Here is a 19,348-nt window from a genome sequence, read left to right on the forward strand (position 1 = left end):
GCGTCACTTGCCCTGCCACACGGGCTTGCGTTTCTCGGCGAAGGCGGCCGAGCCCTCGCGCGCATCGGCCGAGCTGAACACATGCTCGGTCAGCGCGGCCTGGCGTTCCCACAGCTCGGCGGCGGGCCAGTCCTGCGACTCGACCACCACGCGCTTGCTCGCGGCCACCGACAGCGGGCCGTTGGCCGCGATGGTCTGCGCCAGCCGGCGCGCCTCGGCCAGCGCCTCGCCGGGCGCGGCGAGCCGGTTGACCAGGCCGTAGTGGTAGGCGCGCGCGGCCGGGAACATGTCGCCCGTGAGCGCGAGCTCGAGCGCGATGCGGTAGGGCAGCTGGCGCGGCAGCCGCACCAGGCCGCCGGCCGTCGCGGCCAGGCCGCGCTTGACCTCGGGCACGCCGAACTGGGCGTTGTCGGCCGCCACCACCATGTCGCAGGCCAGCACCAGTTCGAAGCCGCCGGCCAGCGCATAGCCCTCGACCGCGGCGATCAGCGGCTTCACCGGCGGCTTCGCGGTCAGGCCGCCGAAGCCGCGACCCTCGATGCTCGGGCGCTCGCCGCGCAGGAAGCCCTTGAGGTCCATGCCGGCGCAGAAGGTGCCGCCGGCACCGGTGAGGATGCCGATGCGCAGGTCGTCGCGCCGGTCGAGCTCGTCGAGCGCGGCCGCGATGCCGCGCGCCACCGCGAGCGTGGCCGCGTTGCGCGCCTGCGGGCGGTTGATGGTGATGGTCAGGATGCCGTCGCTGCTGTCGACGAGGACTTCTTCGGTCATGGGTGCTTCCTCTTGGGGAGAAGGGTGGACGGGGAGGGCGGGCGATTCAGCGCGGCGCCATGCGCAGCGCGCCGTCGAGCCGGATGGTTTCGCCGTTGAGCATCGGGTTGCTCACGATGTGCAGCGCGAGCTGCGCGTATTCGTCGGGCGTGCCCAGCCGCGAGGGATGCGGCACCGAGGCGCCGAGCGAGAGGCGCGCCGCTTCCGACACGCGCGCGAGCATCGGCGTGTCGAAGATGCCGGGCGCGATGGTGCACACGCGGATCGCCTTGCTCGCGAGGTCGCGCGCCGCCACGATGGTCAGGCCCACCACGCCGGCCTTCGACGAGGCATAGCCGATCTGCCCGATCTGGCCCTCGTAGGCCGCCACCGAGGCGGTCAACACGCAGACGCCGCGCTCGCCCTCGGCCGTGTGCTCGTTGCGCGCCATGCGCGTGGCCGCCAGCCGCAGCGTGTTGAAGGTGCCGACCAGGTTGATGCGCACGATGTTCTCGTAGGTCTCGAGCGAACCCGGGCTGCCGTCCTTGTCGACCAGCCGCACCGGGCCGCCGCGGCCCGCGCAGTGCACCAGCACGCGCAGCGGACCGAAGGACTCGGCCACGTCGCAGGCCGCGTTCATGTCGACCTCGCTGGTGACGTCGGCGGGCGCGAAGCGGACCCGTTCGCCGAGGCTCTTCGCGATGGCCTCGCCCTGCGAGGAGGGCAGGTCGGCGATCACCACGCTGGCGCCCGCCGCGTGCAGCCGATGGACCGTGGCCAGGCCCAGGCCCGATGCGCCGCCGGTGACGAGCGCGCTGATTCCTTCTGTGTTCATGAGTGCTTGCCTTGTGCAGTTGGGAAGATGCGTCGGTTCATGATACATACCGATGGGTATCGTTGCAACGAGACCGCGATGGATTCGCATCCCATGCCACCTGTCCCATAGGGTATTCGCCTAGGGTTCTTTCATCGCGATGGCGTTGACCCGATTAAATACTCAATGGTATGTTCGCTCCGTGGCACGACGCGTGCCGCCTGGCCCGAGGTCGCGCACCGCGCAAGGAGACGAGATGGATCCGACACGACGCATGTTTTCGATGGCCGCGATCGCCGCGGCGGCACTGGCTTCGGGAGCGGGCGCGATGGCGCAGTCGCCCGCGCCGATCAAGGTCGGCGTGATCCTTCCGCTGTCGGGCGGCGCGGGGCCGCAGGGCCAGCACGTGACCGAGGCGATCCAGGCCATGGCCGCGCTGATCAACGAGGCCGGCGGCGTGCTCGGGCGGCCGATCGAGATCCTGGTGCGCGATGACGAATCGACGCCGGCGGTCGGCGTGTCGCGCGCCAACGAGCTGATCGGGCAGGGCGTGGCCGTGATCATCGAAGGCTGGAACAGCCCGGTGGCGCTGGCGATGCAGCCGGTGATCGCGCGCGCCGGCGTGCTCGACATCACGACCTTCGCGAGCGCCGATGCCGTGCTCTCCGGCGAAGGCAACCCGCTCGCGATCCGTCTCAATGCCTCCAACTCGCAGGGCGGCGCCGCGGTCGCGCAGGCGATCGCCACCGGCTTCAAGGGCCGGCGCATCGCCTTCCTGACCGAGAACGACGCCTACGGCATCGGCACGCAGCAGGCGATCGAGGCCGGGCTCAAGGCGCTGAACCACGACTACCAGAAGGTGGCCGAGGAGAAGTTCCCGTTCACGCAGTCGGACTTCCGCATCGCGCTGACCAGCATCCGCGCCGCCAACCCCGACGTGACCGTCGCGATCAATGCCAACGAGGGTCTGGGCATGCCCGCGATCCTGCGCCAGTTCAAGCAGGGCCGCGTGCCGGGCCAGCTGCTCGCGGCGCTGGGCACGGTGGCGCCGAGCGTGATCTCGGTGGCGGGCGAGGCCGCCAACGGCGTGGCCGGCGTGGACATCTACTTTCCGGACGTCGAGCCCTTCGCCTCCGATCCCGTCAACAAGCGCTTCGTCGCGCGCTCGCAGACGATGTTCAAGCGCACGCCCGACAAGTTCATGGCGGTGGGCGCGGCCGCGCTGCAGTTCTGGGCCATGGCGGCGAACGAACTCAAGACGCTGGAGCGCGAGCCGCTGGCGCGCCGCATCCGCGGCGGCAGCTTCAAGGGCACGGTGTTCGGCGACGTGAGCTTCGCGCCCAACGGGCAGCTGCAGCTGCCCACCCATGCCTTCACGGTCAGCAACGGCGCGATCGTCGTGCAGAAGCCGGCCGGCCGATAGACGACGCAGAGCCTTTCCCTTCCATAACGAGCTGGAGACACACCATGAAGCTGATTCGGAACCTGATGACGGCGGCGGGCCTGGGCCTCGCGCTGTTCGGCCTCGCGCCGGCCCAGGCGCAGACGCCGCCGACCGTCAAGGTCGGCACCATCTTCCCGCTGTCGGGCGGCGCGGGCCCGCAGGGGCAGCACGTGACGCAGGCGATCCAGGCGATGGCGGCGGTCATCAACGAGAGCGGCGGCGTGCTGGGCCGGCGCATCGAGATCGTCTCGCGCGACGACGAATCGACGCCGGCCGTGGGCGTCTCGCGCGCCACCGAGCTCGTGAGCTCGGGCGTCGCGGTGATCATCGAGGGCTGGAACAGCCCGGTCACGCTCGCGATGCAGCCGGTGATCGCGCGCGCCGGCGTGCTCGACATCACGGCGGTGTCGAAGGCCGACCCGATCCTCTCGGGCGAAGGCAATCCGCTGGCGGTGCGGCTCAACAGCTCGAACTCGCAGGACGGCGCGGTGATCGCGAACTACATCGCGAAGGTGGTGAAGGCCAAGCGCGTCGCCTTCCTGACCGAGAACGACGCCTACGGCAACGGCGCGCAGGAATCGATCGAGGGCGAGCTCAAGAAGCTCGGCTATGCCTACGAGAAGGTGGCCGAGGAGAAATTCCCGTTCGCGCAGGCCGACTTCCGCGTGGCGCTGACCAACGTGCGCGCCGCCAATCCCGACATCACGGTGGCGATCAACGCCAACGAGGGCCTGGGCATGCCCGCGATCATCCGCCAGGCCAGGCAGTCGCGGCTGCCGGGCGCGCTGGTGGCCGCGGTGGGCACGGTCGCGCCCAGCGTGATCGACGTGGCCGGCGATGCCGCGCACGGACTGGTCAGCGCCGACATCTACTTCCCGGCCGTGGAGCCCTTCGTCTCGAACCCCGCCAACCAGCGCTTCGTGGCGAAGACGCAGGAGCTCTTCAAGTACACGCCCGACAAGTTCATGGCGCTGGGCGCCACCTCGCTGCAGGTGTGGGCGATGGCCGCCAACGAGCTCAAGACGCTGGACCGCGAGGCGATCGCCAAGCGCATCCGCGGCGGCAGCTTCAAGGGCACGGTGATGGGCGACCTGACTTTCGAGCCCAACGGCCAGCTGCTGTCGCACCACTACCTGTTCAGGGTCGACGGCCGCAAGATCGTGGTGCAGCAGTGAGCCGGGCATGCACAGCGACGCGATGAACCCGACCAACGCCAGCGCCACTGCCACCGCCCCGCCCGCGCTGCGCGTGGAAGGCCTGGGCGTGCGCTACGGCGCGCTGGTCGCGCTCGACGGCGTGGGCTGGGAGGTGGCGCCCGGCGAGCTGCTGGGCATCATCGGCCCGAACGGCGCCGGCAAGAGCTCGTGCTACGACGCCGTGACCGCGATGGTGCGGCGCGGCGGCCGCGTGAGCCTGCACGGGCGCGACGTGACGGCGGTGCCGCCCTATGGCCTCGCGGGCCTGGGCCTGAAGCGCGCGTTCCAGCAGAACGCCTTCTTCGACGACCTCAGCGTGCTCGGCAACTTCGTCGCCGTGCTCGGCGCGCAGGCGCACTCGGGGTTGTGGTCGAGCGTGCTCAATCCGGTCGGCGCCGCGCGCCGGCGCGGCGAGGCCGAGGATTTCGCGGCGCGCCAGCTGGTGCGCTTCGGCATCCCGGCGCTCTATCACGCGATGAGCCCGAAGGAGATCCCCTACGGCGTGCAGCGCATGCTGTCGATCGCGCTGGCCTACGGCGCGGGCGCCAGCGTGCTGCTGCTCGACGAGCCGGCCGCGGGCCTGGGCGGCGAGGACATGGCGGCGCTGGTCGCGCTGCTGTCCGCGCTCAAGCGCGAGGGCGTGGCGCTGGTGGTGATCGAGCACCACATGGAACTGATCATGGCCGTGGCCGACCGCATCTGCGTGCTCGACCTGGGCCGCCAACTCGCCTACGGCACGCCGGCCGAGATCCAGCGGGATCCGCGCGTGCGCGAGGCCTACCTGGGGAAGGCGCAATGAGCCGCACGGATCAGGACACGGTGCTCGAGGTGCGCGGCCTCGCGGTCTCCTACGCGGGCAACCGCGCGGTGGCGCTCGACGCGCTGCGCGTGGGACGCGGCGAGATCCTCGGCGTGATCGGCGCCAACGGGGCCGGCAAGTCGACGCTGGTGAACGCGCTCGCGGGCTGGTCGCGCGGCGATCCGCGCGTGACCGGCGAGGTGGTGCTGAACGGCGAGCGCATCGATGCCTGGCCCACGCACGATCGCGTGCGCGCCGGCCTGCTGCTGGTGCCCGAGGGGCGGCTGGTGTTCTCGCGCATGAGCGTGGAGGAGAACCTCTCGACCGCCTTCGCGCCGCTCGCCGCGCCCGGGCGCAAGGTCTACACGCGCGAGGAGATCTACGGCCTGTTCCCGCGCCTGCACGAGCGCCGCGGCCACCTGGGCGCGCAGCTCTCGGGCGGCGAGCGCCAGATGCTGGGCATCGGGCGCGCGCTGATGATGGGCCCGCGCCTGCTGCTGCTCGACGAGCCCTCGATCGGCCTGGCGCCGATGCTGGTCTCGCAGGTGCTGCAGACCATGCGAACGCTGGCCCGCTCGGGCCTTTCCATCCTGCTGGTCGAACAGAACGTGCGCGCCGCCATGGAGGTGGTCGACCGCCTCGTGCTGCTGGAGCGCGGCCGCGTGGTCCTCGAGGGACCGGCGGCCGAGTTCGGCAACGACCCGCGCATCGCGCAAGCCTACCTCGGAGCCCACGCGGCATGAACCTGTTGCAACAACTCATCAACGGCATCGTGCTCGGCCATGCCTACGCGCTGGTCGCGATCGGCTGGACCGTGCTGCTGGGCGTGGCGCGCCTGGTGAACTTCGGCCACGGCCAGATGTACATGCTCGGCGCCTTCGTCAGCTGGTGGGCCGTGACGCGCGCCGGCGTGCCCTACGCGCTGGCGCTGCCGATCGCCATGGCGGTGGGCGCGGCCTTCGGCGTGGCGATGCAGCGCGTGATGCTGCGCGCCACCTTCGAGCAGAACCTGGTCTCGATCATGATCATGACGCTGGGCTTCGGCTACGTGCTGCAGGGCGCGGCGGCGCTGATCTTCGGCTCCACCGGCCAGATCCTCGAGACCGCGCTGTCGCAGCGCGAGATCGACATCGGCGATCTCTGGCTGACCTGGCAGGACGCGGCCATCGTGCTGGCCGCGATCGCGGTCTTCATCGGCCTGAAGTGGACGCTCGACGGCACCCGCACCGGGCGGCTGGTGCGCATGGTGGCGGAGGACCCGAAGCTGGCGCAGCTCGCCGGCGTCAACGTGCGGCGCGTCTACTACGGCGTGTTCGCGTTCGAGGGCGCGGCGGTCGCGTTCGCGGCCGGCATGGTCGCGCCGCGCACGCCGATCCTCACCTCGATGGGCTTCGAGGAGGTCATCATGACCTTCGTGGTGGTGGTGCTCGGCGGCATCGGCAGCGTGGCGGGCAGCTATGTGGCGGGCGTGGCGCTGGGCATCTTCACGGCGCTGTTCGGCGCGCTGGTCTCGCCGGCCTACACCACGGCCGCGGCCTTCCTGGTGCTGATCGCGGTGCTGGTGCTGCGGCCCGGCGGCCTGGGCGCCGGCGCGCGCGGAGGAGTGCACTGATGGCCCGCCTGCGTCCGCAGCGCGCCGCGCTGCCCATCGTCGCCGTGCTGGTGCTGTTCGCGCCGGGCTGGCTCGGCGGCGGCGCCTCGGTCTACAGCGCGGCCGTGCTGATCGCGATCCTGGCCGTGCTGTCCTATGGCCTCGACGTGATCGTCTCCGACCTCGGCGAGGTCAGCCTCGGCCACACCGTGTTCTTCGCGGTCGGGGCCTACACCACGGCACTGCTGTCCACGCGCGCCGGTGCGGGTTCCTGGGCCACGCTCGGCGCCTCGATCGCGCTGGCGCTGGTGTTCGCCGCGGCCATCGGGCTGGTGACGCTGCGGCTGCGCGAGTTCGTGTTCTCGCTCGTCACCTACGCGATGGCGGTGGTGGCGATGACGCTGGCGGCCAACTGGGCCTTCCTCGGCGGCTCCGACGGCGTGCGCGGGCTGCCGATGCTCGATCTCTCGATCGGGCCGCTGACTTTGACCGCGCGCAACGACAAGGAGCTCTGGCCCTATGCCTTCGCGCTGCTGGTGGCGGTGATCTACCTGGTCGACCGCTTCCGCCATTCGCAGCTCGGCGCGGCGGCCATCATGACCCACCTGAACCCGCGGCTCGCGACCATCGGCGGCATCGATCCGGCGCGCGTGCGGCTGCAGGTGTTCCTGTTCTCGGCGCCGATCAGCGCGCTGGCCGGCTGGCTCTATGCCTACCAGCGCGCCTACGTCAGCGCCGACATCCTGGAGAACTACTTCCTGATCCTGATGCTGACGGCCGTGGTGCTGGTCGGACGCCGGCAGCTGCTGGGCCCGCTGCTGGCGACGGCGCTGGTGCTGGTGCAGGAGAAGTTCTTCTCGCTCGGCGGCTACGTCGACAAGATCGTGCTGGGCAGCGTGCTGGTGCTGATCCTGGCTTTCTTCCCGCAGGGGCTGATGGGCCTGGCGCGTCCGCTGGGCCGCCTGTTCCGTGCGCGCGCCGCCCCGGCCACACCTTCTTTGACCACCCTGGAGACTCCCAAGTGACCGTGATCTGGACCCCCTCGCTCGACGACGCCGCCACCCGCTGGCAACAACTGGCCGACCGCCTCGGACGCGAACGCTTCGCGCCGCTGGCGCCCGAGCTCGACCGCGACCAGCGCTATCCGTGGGAGACCATCGAGGCGCTGGTGGCGCACCGCTTCACCGGCCTGTTCCTGCCCACGCAGTGGGGCGGCGAGGGCCAGAGCCTGACCGCCACCGTGGCCGCGGTCGAGACGCTGGGCATGCATTGCGCGTCGACCGCCGCGATCATGTGCGCCTACCAGCTCGGCGCCTTCCCGATCCTGCTGGCCGGCACCGACGCGCAGAAGGACTTCTACCTGCGCGAGATGACGCAGGGCCGCGCCACCAGCTTCGCGCTGTCGGAGCGCGTGGCGGGCTCGGATGCCGCGGCCATCGAGGCCACGGCGGTGCGCGAGGGCGATGGCTGGCGCCTGCGCGGCGAGAAGTACTGGATCGGCAACGGCGGCGCCTCGCGCTACTACGTGGTGTTCGCCAAGACCGACCCGGCCGCGGGCGGGCGCGGCATCTCGGCCTTCATGGTCGACAAGGAGAAGCCCGGCGCGGTGGTCGACGAGCTGTCCGACAAGATGGGCATCCGCGGCACCCAGACCTCGAACCTGCGCGTCGATGTAGTGGTGCCCGACAGCGCGCGCATCGGCGAGCTCAACCGTGCGCTGCGCCTGGCGCTGCAGACGCTCAACGTGGGCCGCATCATGGTGTCGGCGCAGTCGATGGGGCTGGCGCTCGCGGCCTTCCGCGAGGCCTCGCAGCGCGCCGTCGAGCGCCGTACCTTCGGCCAGCCGATCGGCGAGAACCAGGGCATCGGCTTCAAGCTGGCCGACATGGCCACCGAGATCTCGGCCGCCCGCATGATGCTGTACGAGGCCGCGCGCGCCTACGACGCCGGCGCCGACGTCTCGAACCTCGGCGCCATGGCCAAGCTCTTCACTTCCGAGGTGGCCCACCGGGCGGCGGACAATGCGGTCCAGATCTGGGGCGGCATGGGCTACTGCAAGCCGACGGTCGCGGAACGGCTGTACCGCGACCAGCGCATCCTCGAGATCTACGAGGGATCGTCCGAAATCCAGCGGCTGGTGTTGTCACGTGCCGTGCGCAAGGAGGCGGAAGATCGGGTGAAGTGAATCACGAAAGAGAAGAGGTTGGCGATGGCGAGTGCACAACAGGCAGTGGTGGATCCGGGCGGCAATGAGTCGCGCAACGAGATCCTGCAGGCGGCGGCGGAACTTTTCATGGAGCTGGGCTATGCGGCGACGTCGATCGACGCGGTGGCGCAGCGCCTGGGCGCCACCAAGGGCCGCATCTACCACCACTACCGCAGCAAGGCCGACCTCTTCTTCGACGTGCAGATCGCCGCGATGAACCGGCTCAACGAGCAGGTCGAGCCGATCGCGCGCGGCGCGGGCGACCCGCTCGAGCGCCTGTCCGCGATGGCGCTGCGCCATACCCAGATCCTGCTGACCGAGCTGCCGATGCAGAAGGTGGCGGTGCAGGGGCTGGAGCGGCACCTGCTGGGCGCCTCCTCGGGCGCCAAGCGGCTGCGCTCGGTGGTCAAGATGCGCGACGACTACGAACAGATGTTCGTCGAGGTGATCGACGACGGGGTGCGCGCGGGCCTGTTCGTCGACCAGCCGGCGAAGCTCATCACCAAGCCCTTCTTCGGCGCGCTCAACTGGGCCACCGTCTGGTACAGCCAGCGGCGGCTGCAGAGCGCCGAGGCGGTGGACGACATCGCACATGCCCTGGCAGCCTTCGCGCTGCGCGGGCTTCTCAAGGATCCAAACCATGAAGCAGCAAGAAAGACAGCCCTTTTCCGAGACCATCTGGGATGAGAGGGAGACCTGGTCGCGCGACCGCATCGAGGCCTTCCAGCTCGATGCCTTGCGCCGCCAGCTCGAGCGCGTGGGGCGCACCAGCAGCCACTACCGCAAGGTGTTCGCCGAGGTCGGCTTCGAGCCCGGCGACCTGAAGAGCTTCGCCGACCTGCGCCGGCTGCCGTTCACGCGCAAGGCCGACTACGTCGCCGGCCTCGAGGCGCAGCCCCCGTTCGGCGCCCTGGCCGCCGTCGAACCCGGCGAGGCCGTGCGGGTGCATTTCTCCTCCGGCACCACGGCCCGGCCCGCGCCGGTGCTCTGGACCCAGGCCGACATCGAACGCTGGGCCGACCTCTACGCGCGCTACCTCTATGCGCAGGGCCTGCGGCGCGGCGACATCTTCCAGTGCATGTTCAACTACGCGTGGTTCGTCGGCGGCCTCGGCGCCACGCTTGCGGCCCAGCACCTGGGCGCGCTGGTGATCCCGGCCTCCTCGGGCGACACCGAGCGCCAGATCGAGACCATCTTCCAGTACGGCAGCCAGTGCGTGATCGGCACGCCCTCGTTCATGGCCCACATGGCCGAGGCGGCCGAGAAGCTGGGGCGCGACCTGACGACCTCGCGCGTGAAGATGGTCTGCGTGGGCGGCGAGCCCGGCGCCAGCATCCCCGGCACGCGCGAGCGCATCGAGCGCCAGTGGGGCGCGAAGATGTTCGACTGCTACGGCGCGCTCGAATGCCAGCCGATCGGCTGGGACACCGCCGCGCAGCTCGGCCCGACGCTGGCCGAGGACTTCATCTACGTCGAGGTGCTGCATCCCGACACCAAGGAGCCGGTGGCCGACGGCGAGCGCGGCGTGCTGGTGCTGACCCACCTCGACAAAGAGGCCTGCCCGCTGGTGCGCTGGTGGACCGGCGACATGGTGGTGCGCGACAGCCGCACCGCGCCCGACGGCCGCACCCATGCGCGCCTGGCCGGCGGCGTGCTGGGCCGCGCCGACGACATGCTGATCATCCGCGGCGTGAACCTGTTCCCCTCGGCGGTCGAGGACATCGTGCGCGCCTTCCCGGGCCTGAGCAACGAGTACCTGCTGGTGCTCGACGACAGCGTGAAGGACCCGCACACCGGCTTCCTCACCGGCGTGAAGCTGCGCGTGGAGCGCGCGGCGGGCGCGCCGGCCGACCTCGGCGAGCGGCTGTCGCAGCGGCTGCGCGAGAAGCTGCAGGTGCGCTTCCATGTCGAGGTGGTCGAGTCCGGCACCCTGCCGCGCACCATCCACAAGGCCACGCGGGTGGTGCATGCCTGAGGCGCGGGCCCAGGGCCTGCCGCGCCCGCTGGCCGGCCGGCGCGTGGTCGACCTGTCGCAGTTCATCGCCGGGCCCACGGCGGCCCAGTACCTCGCGGACTTCGGCGCCGAGGTCACGAAGGTCGAGTCGCCGCAGGGCGACGGCGTGCGCACCCTGCCGGGCAACGGCTTCGGCAGCTACTACGCGCGCAGCTTCAACACCGGCAAGACCAGCCGGGTGCTGAACCTGCGCGAGGCCGCCGACCGCGCGGCGCTCGACGCCATGCTCGAGGAGGCCGACGCCTTCGTCTGCAACCTCGCGCCCGCGTCGCTGACCGGCCTGGGCCTGGACGGGCCGACGCTGCGCGAACGCTTCCCGCGGCTGGTGATCGTGCTGATCTCGGGCTACGGCCAGCAGGATGCGCGCATCTGCATGGACACCATCGCGCAGTGCGAGTCGGGCTTCGCGCTGCTCAACGGCGACGAGGACGGCTCGCCGCGCCTGTCGACCAGCTGGCCGATCGACATGTTCTGCGGCATGTACGCCGGCATGAGCTGCGCCATGGCCATGCTCGACCCCGCGCGGCAAGGCTGCCTGGTCGACCTGTCGATGATGGAGGTCGCGGCCAGCATGCTGATCGGGCCGGCGATGCTCGCGGTCAGCGAGGGCGACGCGCTCGATCCGCCGATGGGCAACCGCGACCGTGCCTCCGCGCCATCGAGCATCTACCGCTGCGCCGACGGCCACGTCTACATCCTCGGCGGGCTCGACGCCTACTGGCGCCGGCTGCGGCCGCTGGTGGGCGCCGACGACGCGCCGATCAAGGAGCGCATCGCGCGCGCCGCGCATTTCGACGCCCAGGTCGAGGCCTGGACGCTGCCGCGCCGGCGCGACGAGGTGCTGGCGCAGATGCGGGCGCTGCAGATACCGGCCGGCAACGTGCGGCCGCCCGAGGAGGCGCTGGCCATGATCCGCGCGCTGCGTCCCGGCGCGGTCTCGCAGGCGCTGCCCTCGGGCGAGCACGTGCCCGCGTTCCCGGCGCTGTTCGACGGGCAGCGGCTGCCGCGCAGCGCCACGCCGCACGTGGGCGGCGGCCTGCGCTTCGCCTGAAGCCGCGTTCCTTCCCCTTCTTCCATCCTTCCGATCCGAGGAGCCTTCGATGGCCAGCACTTCTTCCCTTCCCGCCGCCGACGCGCTGCGGGTCATGCGGCCCGGCGTCCACCAGGGACGCTCGGCCTTCATCACCGGCGCCGGCTCCGGCATCGGCCGCGCGATCGCGCTACGGCTGATGGCGCTGGGCATGGACGTCTTCGGCACCGGCCGCCGCGCCGAGGCGCTCGAGGAGACCGGCCAGCTGGCCGAGGGCCTCGCGGGCCGCTTCGGCTTCGAGACCTGCAACGTGCGCGACACCGAGGCGATCGAGGCGCTGGTCGCGCGCGTCGGCCAGCGCCAGGGCATCGACCTGCTGGTGAACAACGCGGGCGGCCAGTTCTTCGCGCCCGCCACCGGCATCAGCCGCAAGGGCTGGGACGCCGTGATCGACGTCAACCTGTCGGCCATCTTCGTCGTGACCAAGGCCGCCTATCCCTTCCTCAAGGCGCGCAAGGGCTCGGTGGTCAACATCTCGCTGTCGGGCGTGGACCGCGGCTCGATGGGCATCGCGCATTCGATCGCCGCGCGCGCCGGCGTGCTGGGCCTGATGCGCACGCTGGCGCTCGAATGGGCCAGGGACGACATCGCGCTCAACTGCATCGGCCCCGGCGCGGTGCTGACCGAGGGCCTGGCCGGCGAGGCCGCGAAGGCGATGCTCGACCGGCTGGTCGACGCCACGCCGATGGGCCGCGCCACCAGCGTGGAGGAGGTGGCCGAGCTGGTGGCCTTCCTCGCCACGCCGGCCGCGCACCTCATGACCGGCCAGCTGATCCAGATCGACGGCGCGGCCCACCTGGGCTCGGGCCTGCACATGCTGGCGGCCTGAAGCGATGGACGGCGCTCTCTCGCATGTGAAGGTGCTCGACCTGTCGCGCGTGCTGGCCGGGCCCTGGGCCTCGCAGATGCTCGCCGACCTCGGCGCCGACGTGATCAAGGTCGAGCGGCCCGGCAGCGGCGACGACACGCGCAGCTGGGGCCCGCCCTTCCTGCACGACCGCGACGGCCAGCCCACGCCCGACGCGGCCTACTACCTGTGCGCCAACCGCAACAAGCGCTCGGTCACCATCGACATCACCACGCCCGAGGGCCAGCAGCTGGTGCGCGAGCTCGCGGCACAGTGCGACGTGCTGGTGGAGAACTACAAGGTCGGCGGCCTCGCGCAGTACGGCCTCGACTACGCCACGCTGCATGCCGAGTTCCCGCGGCTGGTGTACTGCTCGATCACCGGCTTCGGCCAGACCGGCCCCTACGCGCCGCGCGCGGGCTACGACTTCCTGGTGCAGGCCATGGGCGGGCTCATGAGCGTCACCGGCCGCACGGAATCGGAGCAGGGCGCCGGGCCGCTCAAGGTCGGTGTCGCGGTGGCGGACCTGTTCACCGGCCTGTACGCCTCGAACGCGATCCTGGCCGCGCTGGCCTACCGCGAGCGCAGCGGCCAGGGCCAGCACATCGACCTCTCGCTGCTCGACGTGCAGGTGGCCTGCATGGCGAACCAGGGCATGAACTTCCTCTACGGCGGCCGCTCGCCGGGCCGGCTCGGCAATGCGCATCCCAACGTGGTGCCGTACCAGGACTTCCCGACCGCGGACGGCGACGTGATCATCGCGGTCGGCAACGACGGCCAGTTCGCGCGGCTGTGCACGGCCATCGGCCGGCCGGCGCTGGCCACCGACGAGCGCTTCGCGACCAACCTCGCGCGCATCGCGCACCGCGTCGAGCTGATTCGGCTGCTGCGCGAATGCACGCTGACGCGTTCCACCGACGAATGGGTGGCCGTGCTCGAGGCGGCCGAGGTGCCCTGCGGCCCGATCAACGACCTCGCGCGCGTGTTCGAGGACGCGCAGGTGATCGCGCGCGGCATGAAGATCGAGGTCGAGCACGCCACGGCCGGCGCCATTCCGCTGGTGGCCAATCCGATCCGGATGTCGGCCTCGCCGGTGGCCTACCGGCGCGCGCCGCCGACCCTGGGCCAGCACACGCGCGAGGTGCTGGCCGAGGAGCTCGGCTGCGATGCCGGGCGGATCGACCGGCTCGCGGCAAGCCGCGTCATCTGATCGGCTTCAGGCCAGGCGCAGCTCGGGCGGCGGCACCGCCGAGGCCGCGGGCAGCTCCGCGCGCAGGAAGTCGATCAGCGCGCGCAGCTTCGCGGGCACGCGGCGCCGGTCGGGGTAGTAGAGCGTGAGGCCCGGCAGCACCGGGCTCCAGTCCGCCAGCAGCCGCACCAGCAGGCCCTGCTCGATCAGCGGCTCGATGTAGCCGTTGATCATGTAGGCGACGCCGATGCCGTCGAGCGCCGCGCGCACCAGCGCGGCCGAGTCGTTGAGCACGAGCCGGCCGTCGACCGCGAGCTGCAGCGTCTCGTCGCCGCGCGCGAACTGCCAGCGCTCGACCTGGCCGGTGCTGACGTGGCGAAAGCCGATGCAGTCGTGCGCCAGCAGTTCGGTGGGATGCACGGGCGTGCCGTGGCGCGCGAGGTAGTCGGGCGAGGCGATCACGTGCGCCTCGATGCGCGGCCCGATCCTGACCGCGATCATGTCCTTCTCGACCAGGTCGCCGAAGCGGATGCCGGCATCGAAGCCCTGCGCCACGATGTCCACCAGCTGGTTCTCGATCCGCAGCTCGAGCTTGACGTCGGGGAAGCGATCGAGAAAGCGCCGCAGCACCGGCTGCAGGCCGATGGTGTAGCCCGCGCGCGGCACGTTGAGCCGCAGCAGGCCGCTCGGATGGTCGGCCTCGCGGCCCAGCTCCTCGGAGACCGCGGCGAGCTCCGACACCACCGGCCGCACCTTCTCGAGATAGCGCTCGCCGACCTCGGTGAGGCTCACGCTGCGCGTGGTGCGGTTGAACAGCGCGATGCCCAGGCGCCGCTCGAGGCTGCGGATCGACTGGCTCACGGCCGAGGGCGTGACGCCCAGGCGCACCGCGGCGGCCGAGAAGCCGCGCTCTTCCGCCGCCACGATGAAGGCGACGAGTCCATCCAGCAGGTCCTGGCGCATGCGGCGCTCTCCATTGCGAAATCGAAGCGCCGAGTCTAGTGGCGGCCCCGCGATCTGTTAGCCGGGCTTGCAAGCCCATGCAGCGCCGGCGCCTTGTCGCCGCGCGCTCTGCTGCGTAGCCTGCGCCGGTCCTCTCACACCATTCCACTGCTTGGAATCGAGCGGTGTCGCGAGCCGCGCGCCCTTCCTACCATGCATCCATTCTTCCTATCCACCGAGACAGCGGCCATCACGGCCCCAAGGAGACTTCCATGAGCGCGAGCACGCAAAGCGCGGGCGTCAGGCCCTTCCTGATCGGCGCCACCTGGACAACAGGCCAGGGCACGCCCTTCGAATCGATCAATCCCGCCAACGGTGCGCGGAACGGCCTGATCGGCAGCGCGAGCCGCGAGGACGTGGACCTCGCGGTGCGCACCGCCAAGGCCGCGCAGGCCCGGCCCGAGTGGCGCGCGATGCTGCCGCACCGGCGCGCGGCGATCCTGCACCGCATCGCCGACCTGATCGAGGCCAACGCCGAGGAGCTGGCCGAGCGCCAGATGCGCGAGAACGGCAAGCTGCGCGCCGAATGCGTGGCACAGGCGGCCGGCGGCGCGGCGGCGTACCGCTACTTCGCTTCGATCTGCGAGACCATGCCGGCGGAAGTGGCGCCCTCGCGCGGCGACCACCTGTCGATGGTGCTCTACGAGCCCTTCGGCGTGGTGGCCGCGATCACGCCCTGGAATTCGCCGCTCACGCTCGAGTCGCAGAAGGTGGCGGCGGCGCTCGCGGCCGGCAACGCGGTGGTGCTCAAGCCTTCGGAGTTCACGCCCACCATCGCGCTGCGCGTGGCCGAGCTTGCGCTGGAAGCCGGCCTGCCGCCGGGCATCCTCAATGTCGTGACCGGCCTCGGCGCCGAGACCGGCTCGGCGCTGGTCGCGCATCCCGAGGTGCGGCTGATCTCGTTCACCGGCGGCACCGCCACCGGCAAGGCGATCGCGCGCGAGGCCGCGGGCCGCATGGCCGCGGTGGCGCTCGAGCTCGGCGGCAAGTCGCCGCACATCGTGTTCGCCGATGCCGACCTCGACAAGGCGCTGCAGGGCGTGCTGCACGGCGTGTTCTCGTCCAGCGGCCAGTCGTGCATCGCGGGCACGCGGCTGTTCGTCGAGCGCGGCATCCACGACGCCTTCGTCGCGCGGCTGGTGCAGGCCGCCAAGGCGCTGCGCGTGGGGCCGCCCGACGATGCGCGCTCGCAGGTGGCGCCGCTGTCGTCCTTCGTGCACCGCGACAAGGTCGAGGCCATGGTGAACATGGCGCGCGAGGACGGCGCCGAGGTGCTGGCCGGCGGCAGCCGCCCGGCCGATCCGGCGCTGGCCGATGGCGCCTACTACCTGCCCACCCTCATCGGCGGCGTGACGAACGATGCGCGCATCTGCCAGCAGGAGGTGTTCGGCCCGGTGCTGTGCGTGATGCCCTTCGACAACGAGGAGGACCTCGTCGCGCAGGCCAACGACACTTTCTTCGGCCTGGCCGCGGGCGTGTGGACGCGCGACTTTCCCAAGGCCTGGCGCGTGGCGCGCGCGGTCGAGGCCGGCACGGTCTGGATCAACACCTACAAGACGCTCAGCGTGTCGGTGCCCTTCGGCGGCTTCAAGGAAAGCGGCTCGGGACGCGAGAAGGGCTTCTTCGGCATCCGCACCTATCAAGAGGCCAAGACCGTGATGGTGGGGCTCTGAGATGACGCTGCAGACCCTGGGTTTCGTCGGCCTCGGCGTGATGGGCGAGCCCATGTGCGCCAACCTCGCGGCGAAGAGCGGCGCGCGCGTGCTGTGCCATGACCTCGATGCCGTGCCGATGCGGCGGCTGGCCGAGCGCGGCGCGGTGCCGGCGGACTCGCTGCGCGCATTGGCGAACGAGGCCTCGGTGGTGTTCCTCTGCCTCGCGAGCGCGCAGGCGGCGGAGTCGGTGGTCGAGGCGCTGGCCGAGGCCTGGCAGGACGGAGACGGCAGCGAGGGCAGCCGCACCGTGGTCGACATGGGCACCACCAGCGTGCTGGCCACGCGCCGCATGGCCGAGCGGCTCGCGCAGGCCGGCCACCGCTTCGTCGACGCACCGGTGGCGCGCATGCCCGCGGCCGCCATCGCGGGCACGCTGAGCATCATGGCCGGCGGCACGGCCGAGGACGTGGGCGCGCTGATGCCCCACTTCCGCTGCATGGGCAGCGACATCACGCACTGCGGCGGCACCGGCGCGGGCCAGGTGGTCAAGATCCTGCACAACACCGTGCTGTTCGAGGCCGTGCAGGCCCTGGCCGAGGCGATGGCCGTGGCGCGCGCGCATGGCGTGGACGGCGCGGTGCTGCTCGATGCCATCGAGCTGGGCTCGGCCGACAGCCGCGCCGCGCGCGTGCAGGGCCGCGAGGCGCTGCTGCCGCGCCACTATCCCGAGGGCCGCTTCGCGACGCGCTATGCGCTCAAGGACGTGAGCCTCGCGCTCGAGCTCGCGCAGGCCGTGGGGCTCGAGGCCGCAATGGCGCGCGAGACCGCGGCTACGCTGCGGCGCACGATCGACGCGGGCTGGGGCGACCGCTACTACCCGGCGCTCTACGAGCTCGTGTCGGCCGCGCCGCCGCGCGACCCCGCGAACGACTGAAGTCTTTCTCTTCTTCTCCCGATTCATCACAACGCATGCCGCACCAGCGGCAGGAGACAGCCATGACCGCTTCCTTCCTCTTTCTTCTCTCGCGGCGCGCCGCCCTCGGCGGCCTGCTTGCGCTGGGCCTCGCCGCCTCCGCGGCCGCCGCCTTTCCCGACAAGCCCATCACGCTCGTCGTGCCCTTCCCCGCGGGCGGCGCCACCGACGCGATGGCGCGCTTCACCGCGACCCGGCTCTCGAAGGAGCTGGGCCAGCCCGTGGTGGTCGACAACCGCGGCGGTGCCGGCGGCGCGATCGCGGCCGAGGTGGCGCTGGCCGCGCCGAAGGATGGCTACACGCTGTTCTTCACCACCACCGGCACGATGGCGATCAACCCCTTCATCTACCGCAAGCTCAAGTACAACCCGCTGACCGACTTCGAGCCCATCGGCAACGTGGCCTCGGCCTCGAATGTGCTGGTGGTGCATCCCTCGGTGAAGGCGAACACGGTGGCCGAGCTGATCGCGCTGGCCAAGGCCAGCCCCGGCAAGCTGACCTACGCCTCGGCCGGCATCGGCGCCTCGAGCCACCTGTCGGGCGCGCTGTTCGAGAGCATGACCGGCACGCAGATGCTGCACGTGCCCTACAAGGGCTCCGCGCCCGCGCTGTCGGACTTCCTCGCGGGCCGCGTCGACATGATGTTCGACACCGCCTCGACGCATGCGCCCTACGTCAAGGCCGGCAAGATCCGCGCGCTGGCCGTGACCAGCCCGCGCAAGTCGCCCGCCTTCCCCGGCGTGCCCTCGATCGCCGAGGCCGGCGTGCCGGGCTACGACGTCTCGATCTGGTTCGGCGTGGCCGCGCCCGCGGGCGTGCCCAAGTCCGCAATCGACCGCCTCTCGGCCGCGCTCGAGAAGGCCTGGCAGGCGCCCGACATCAAGGCCGCGCTGGCCGAGGTGGGGGCCGATCCGCAGTACCTGGGGCCGGCCGAGTACAAGCGATTCATCGCGGCGGAGCACCAGAAGTGGGGGCGGATCGTGAAGGCTGCGGGGGCCGAAGGCCAAGACTGACTCGTTGGCCCGGGGCCGCGTGGTCCGATGTACTCAGCGCCGCCACAAGGCCATGAAATCGAAGGAGAGCTGCCGCTGGTGGCGAATCGAGAGCAGATGGATCCGGCCATCGATTCGCGCATAGAGCAGCAGGTAGTGCGTCATCACGTACTCGCGCAGCTCGCCGTCCTTGGCGAGTGCGCCGAGCTGCTTGATCAGCCGTGCCGTGCCATTGGCGACTTCCACAGAGCGGGCCGGTCGCTCGAGGAACAAGCGCCCCATGCTAGGGAAGCTCTCGAGGTTGGGGATGACGGTGTCCGCCAGTTCCTCCAGCAGCGTGTCGAAAGCGTGCGGCGCCTCGGCGTCGATCAGGAAGGCTTCGATCTCTTCGAGGTTTCGCTCGAAGTTCGCTGTGAGCTTGACGGTGCTCTTCGCGGTCACGGTGCGGCGTCGTCGGTCACCGGGCGGTCTTGGCCGCGCGGCGACGCTGGATGGCGGACAGAGCGCTTCGCGCGTCCTTGACCTTGCCGGCAGCGACGTCGGCCAGGCCCCGGCTGGCATCTTCGATCAGCAGCAGGTGGATGCGTTCGCGCTCCAGCTGGTGGTAGTAGTCGAGCCGCTGCGCATCGATGATGGCCACATAGCTCTCGCCATTCTTGGTGATGATCTTCTCGGCTCCGGCCTTCACTTCGTCGACCAGTTCGGACAGGTTCGCCCTGGCCTGCGACAGCGGAATCACGTCAGCGGCTGAGATGGCCATGGCCGGCTCCTTGAGGTTGATTTGTACAG

General features: G+C 71.0%; 20 protein-coding genes. 15 read left to right on the forward strand and 5 right to left on the reverse strand.

The window, feature by feature from the left end:
- Positions 1-3: 3 nt before the first annotated feature.
- Positions 4-768: a crotonase/enoyl-CoA hydratase family protein gene (locus tag AC07PU_RS02620; protein ID WP_296798944.1), complete on the reverse strand. Its 765-nt coding sequence runs from the start codon at positions 766-768 to the stop codon at positions 4-6.
- Positions 769-814: 46 nt separating this feature from the next.
- Positions 815-1,582 (reverse strand): SDR family NAD(P)-dependent oxidoreductase, encoded by a 768-nt coding sequence (locus AC07PU_RS02625; protein ID WP_203207048.1) that lies wholly within the window; start codon positions 1,580-1,582, stop codon positions 815-817.
- A 235-nt stretch (positions 1,583-1,817) separates the two neighbouring features.
- Here AC07PU_RS02625 and AC07PU_RS02630 point away from each other — a divergent pair, with 235 nt between their 5' ends.
- From AC07PU_RS02630 to AC07PU_RS02685, 12 genes are read left to right on the forward strand one after another with little or no spacing between them, the layout of a single operon-like run.
- Positions 1,818-2,984, forward strand: coding sequence for an ABC transporter substrate-binding protein (locus tag AC07PU_RS02630; protein ID WP_495314988.1), 1,167 nt, complete (start codon positions 1,818-1,820; stop codon positions 2,982-2,984).
- Between the two features lie 44 nt (positions 2,985-3,028).
- Positions 3,029-4,180, forward strand: coding sequence for an ABC transporter substrate-binding protein (locus tag AC07PU_RS02635; RefSeq protein ID WP_495314990.1), 1,152 nt, complete (start codon positions 3,029-3,031; stop codon positions 4,178-4,180).
- A 7-nt stretch (positions 4,181-4,187) separates the two neighbouring features.
- Positions 4,188-5,000 carry an ABC transporter ATP-binding protein gene (locus AC07PU_RS02640; RefSeq protein ID WP_495314992.1) on the forward strand — a complete coding sequence of 271 codons (813 nt, stop codon included), beginning with the start codon at positions 4,188-4,190 and terminating at the stop codon, positions 4,998-5,000.
- Positions 4,997-5,743 carry an ABC transporter ATP-binding protein gene (locus tag AC07PU_RS02645; RefSeq protein WP_495314994.1) on the forward strand — a complete coding sequence of 249 codons (747 nt, stop codon included), beginning with the start codon at positions 4,997-4,999 and terminating at the stop codon, positions 5,741-5,743. The genes AC07PU_RS02640 and AC07PU_RS02645 overlap by 4 nt, the downstream gene beginning before the upstream one ends.
- A complete protein-coding gene (locus tag AC07PU_RS02650) occupies positions 5,740-6,612 on the forward strand; it encodes a branched-chain amino acid ABC transporter permease (RefSeq protein ID WP_093352387.1) in 873 nt (290 codons plus the stop codon). Before AC07PU_RS02645 ends, AC07PU_RS02650 begins: the two co-directional genes overlap by 4 nt.
- Positions 6,612-7,616 carry a branched-chain amino acid ABC transporter permease gene (locus AC07PU_RS02655; RefSeq protein ID WP_208510032.1) on the forward strand — a complete coding sequence of 335 codons (1,005 nt, stop codon included), beginning with the start codon at positions 6,612-6,614 and terminating at the stop codon, positions 7,614-7,616. The genes AC07PU_RS02650 and AC07PU_RS02655 overlap by 1 nt, the downstream gene beginning before the upstream one ends.
- Positions 7,613-8,776 (forward strand): acyl-CoA dehydrogenase family protein, encoded by a 1,164-nt coding sequence (locus AC07PU_RS02660; RefSeq protein ID WP_093352381.1) that lies wholly within the window; start codon positions 7,613-7,615, stop codon positions 8,774-8,776. Before AC07PU_RS02655 ends, AC07PU_RS02660 begins: the two co-directional genes overlap by 4 nt.
- A 24-nt stretch (positions 8,777-8,800) precedes the next feature.
- Entirely contained in the window at positions 8,801-9,484 is a 684-nt protein-coding gene (locus AC07PU_RS02665) for a TetR/AcrR family transcriptional regulator (protein ID WP_093352379.1), read from the forward strand.
- Complete coding sequence (locus tag AC07PU_RS02670) at positions 9,438-10,772, forward strand: AMP-binding protein (protein ID WP_209539684.1); 1,335 nt, start codon at positions 9,438-9,440, stop codon at positions 10,770-10,772. Before AC07PU_RS02665 ends, AC07PU_RS02670 begins: the two co-directional genes overlap by 47 nt.
- Entirely contained in the window at positions 10,765-11,862 is a 1,098-nt protein-coding gene (locus AC07PU_RS02675; RefSeq protein ID WP_495314998.1) for a CoA transferase, read from the forward strand. The genes AC07PU_RS02670 and AC07PU_RS02675 overlap by 8 nt, the downstream gene beginning before the upstream one ends.
- 49 nt (positions 11,863-11,911) lie before the next feature.
- Positions 11,912-12,730 (forward strand): SDR family NAD(P)-dependent oxidoreductase, encoded by an 819-nt coding sequence (locus tag AC07PU_RS02680; protein WP_177239516.1) that lies wholly within the window; start codon positions 11,912-11,914, stop codon positions 12,728-12,730.
- A 4-nt stretch (positions 12,731-12,734) separates the two neighbouring features.
- Positions 12,735-13,958, forward strand: coding sequence for a CaiB/BaiF CoA transferase family protein (locus AC07PU_RS02685; protein ID WP_495315000.1), 1,224 nt, complete (start codon positions 12,735-12,737; stop codon positions 13,956-13,958).
- A 6-nt stretch (positions 13,959-13,964) separates the two neighbouring features.
- Here the strand turns inward: AC07PU_RS02685 and AC07PU_RS02690 are convergent, their stop codons facing one another.
- Entirely contained in the window at positions 13,965-14,900 is a 936-nt protein-coding gene (locus AC07PU_RS02690) for a LysR family transcriptional regulator (RefSeq protein WP_495315002.1), read from the reverse strand.
- Between the two features lie 251 nt (positions 14,901-15,151).
- Between AC07PU_RS02690 and AC07PU_RS02695 the strand changes: the two genes are divergently transcribed.
- From AC07PU_RS02695 to AC07PU_RS02705, 3 genes are all read left to right on the forward strand, one after another.
- Positions 15,152-16,612 carry an aldehyde dehydrogenase gene (locus AC07PU_RS02695; protein WP_495315004.1) on the forward strand — a complete coding sequence of 487 codons (1,461 nt, stop codon included), beginning with the start codon at positions 15,152-15,154 and terminating at the stop codon, positions 16,610-16,612.
- A 1-nt stretch (position 16,613) separates the two neighbouring features.
- Positions 16,614-17,528, forward strand: a complete 915-nt coding sequence (locus tag AC07PU_RS02700) for an NAD(P)-dependent oxidoreductase (protein WP_495315006.1) — start codon at positions 16,614-16,616, stop codon at positions 17,526-17,528.
- Positions 17,529-17,590: 62 nt separating this feature from the next.
- Entirely contained in the window at positions 17,591-18,580 is a 990-nt protein-coding gene (locus AC07PU_RS02705; RefSeq protein WP_495315009.1) for a Bug family tripartite tricarboxylate transporter substrate binding protein, read from the forward strand.
- 33 nt (positions 18,581-18,613) lie between these two features.
- On the opposite strand, the gene AC07PU_RS02710 is transcribed toward AC07PU_RS02705, so the two are convergent.
- On the reverse strand, positions 18,614-19,000 hold the full coding sequence (locus AC07PU_RS02710) for a type II toxin-antitoxin system RelE/ParE family toxin (protein WP_495315011.1): 387 nt from the start codon (positions 18,998-19,000) through the stop codon (positions 18,614-18,616).
- Positions 19,001-19,016: 16 nt separating this feature from the next.
- Positions 19,017-19,319, reverse strand: coding sequence for a type II toxin-antitoxin system Phd/YefM family antitoxin (locus tag AC07PU_RS02715; RefSeq protein WP_495315013.1), 303 nt, complete (start codon positions 19,317-19,319; stop codon positions 19,017-19,019).
- Positions 19,320-19,348 lie beyond the last annotated feature (29 nt).

The sequence above is a fragment of the Variovorax sp. GW821-FHT10D07 genome, assembly GCF_059415325.1.